General features: G+C 37.1%; 2 protein-coding genes. One reads left to right on the top strand and one right to left on the bottom strand.

Annotation, left to right across the window (positions count from 1 at the left end):
* Positions 1 to 1,257 (bottom strand): RNA-guided endonuclease InsQ/TnpB family protein (locus C7H19_RS25115; RefSeq protein ID WP_281261740.1); only part of this gene is annotated, 1,257 nt, incomplete at its 3' end.
* 36 nt (positions 1,258 to 1,293) lie between these two features.
* On the opposite strand from C7H19_RS25115, the gene tnpA reads away from it, so the two are divergent.
* A complete protein-coding gene (gene tnpA, locus C7H19_RS25110; protein ID WP_106459622.1) occupies positions 1,294 to 1,707 on the top strand; it encodes an IS200/IS605 family transposase in 414 nt (137 codons plus the stop codon).
* Positions 1,708 to 1,778 lie beyond the last annotated feature (71 nt).

Genomic DNA, 1,778 nt, shown 5'->3' with positions numbered 1-1,778 from the left:
GTGACATACTCCCCACTCTAACCCTTCGACAAGCTCAGGGTATAGAGGGGGCTTCTCAGTTTCCCTTGACTGAGCATTAGGTTTTTTACCTATCACGGGATGTCCCACCGCGAGTGTTCTTTTCTTGATAATAATTGCTGAGTTGTGATCTCGTTGTAATTCTAGCCCACAATTAGGGCAGGAATGCCATCGATCAGCTAAAGTTTTCGCTACGTTAGCTTCACAACTAGAACATTCTTGGGATGTTCCCCTTGGGTCTACTTCAATTACTAAACCACCAGCATTTGCAGCTTTGAGTTTTAGTATTGATATAAAGCTTCCCCAACCAGCATCGTTTACTGATTTAGCCAATCTAGACTTAGCTAAACCTTTTATATTCAAATCCTCACAACCAATAAACTTAGCTTTATTTACTAATTTATTAGCCACCTGATGATGAAAATGTTTTCTTTTATCACCTACTTTTTTGTGATGTTTAGCGACTTTTTGTACTGCTTTGGCTCTGCGTTTACTTCCCTTTTTCTTAGAAGATAACTTCTTCTGGAGTTTAGCTAATTTGTCTTGTGACTTCCTATAATATTGAGGAATTGGCTCATTATCACTCCTATCGTCTACTAAAAAATCAATCAATCCTAAATCAATACCTAGTGTGTTTTCTTGGTTTGGTGACTCATCTGGGGTAAAAACAGGAACCGACTTATCTTCCAACACTAAAGCAATATACCATCCATCTGCTTTGAGACTAATAGTAGCCGTTTTTATAACAAAAGCAGTAGGAATTTGCCGATGATAAATAAACTTTACCTCTCCTATTTTTGGAAGTTTAATTTTATTGCCGTCAATGCAGTCATTCTTCATCTGACTAAAGGTAAAAGAACGATATCGACCTTTACCTTTGAATCTAGGTTTCCCAAATCTTCTCCCTGTTGCATCTGGATTAACAAATCTAGAAAATGCCAATTCAACTCGCTTCACGCAATTTTGTAAAACTTGAGAATGAATGTTTTTGTATTCAGGAAAAAGAGTTTTTGTATTTGGTAATTGATTTTGTTGACTGTAGTAATTAGGACGGTCAGCTAAAGGCGTAATACTACAGGTCAGGGGACAAGCATTAACATCACAACGATTATGCTCCCACCAACCAAATCTTTGCCCTAGACAATAATTGTAGTGTCGTCTAAGCAACTCTAACCAAGTTTGCATCTTGGCCACTTGGTTTTTGTTTGGGCGCAGTTTGTAGCAGTAAGTTATAATCATAGACATACTATAACACATTCAGCACTAATCAAAAAATTGTATTATAAGTCCACCTCTAGGTCAGTCTCAGACCTCAAAGCTCATTTAGTGTTAGTTACTAAATATCGAAGAAGAGTTATCAATGAGCAAATACTAGAAGACCTCATCAGCATTGTCAACAATCTAGCTTCAAAATGGGGAGTAGAAATTATTGAAGTTAATGGTGAGTCAGACCATCTACACATCTTGTTTGGTTATTATCCCCAGATGCAATTATCTAAATTTGTCAACAACCTGAAAACCGTCACAAGTAGACTTGTTAATAAAAATCATGCAGAGTATCTCAAGACATTTTTAGGATATGATTCGGTTTTGTGGACAAGTTCTTATTTTATTGCTAGTTGCGGAGGTATTACAGTAGAAAAACTAAAACAATATGTCGAATCACAAAACTCGCCATCAGAAACGTAATCTTTGTCCGCAATTCATCCCATCGCTAACTAACGTATAGCGTGGGACTTCTTGCGGCGAACAAGTTAAAT

The sequence above is a fragment of the Aphanothece hegewaldii CCALA 016 genome, assembly GCF_003007785.1.
GTDB classification, from domain to species: domain Bacteria; phylum Cyanobacteriota; class Cyanobacteriia; order Cyanobacteriales; family Microcystaceae; genus Chroococcus; species Chroococcus hegewaldii.
The sequence above is the reverse complement of the archived record's forward strand: the minus strand, read 5'-3'. Positions and strand labels throughout refer to the sequence as shown.